Raw genomic sequence first — 292 nt, forward strand, 5'->3', positions numbered from 1 at the left:
TCCCCGCGTACGTTCCCAAGATCCCTCGCATAGCGGAACAGCGACGCGTTCCCAAGGAAGCCGTCTTCCAGCCTCACTACCCTGATGCGCGGATGCTTTTTGAAGGCTGCCAGCATCTCTTCCTTGCTGATCTCCTTTTTGGGTGTCGCCACAACCGTTATGATGTGGCCGTGTGTGACCGGCGTGTGCACCAGAATGCCTGTTGCGTCCACATGCGGCATGATCGTCATCAGGTCGAGCGCCTGGTGGCTGGGCGCTTTATCCACCTGCAGCGCGTTTGTCAGTCCACGGT

General features: G+C 58.9%; 1 pseudogene. It reads right to left on the reverse strand.

What is annotated here, in order from left to right:
- Positions 1-292 (reverse strand): annotated as a pseudogene (locus tag CHK_RS07895) (type II glyceraldehyde-3-phosphate dehydrogenase); the annotation flags it as partial.

It is taken from the genome of Christensenella hongkongensis (assembly GCF_000981035.1).
Lineage (GTDB): Bacteria > Bacillota > Clostridia > Christensenellales > Christensenellaceae > Christensenella > Christensenella hongkongensis.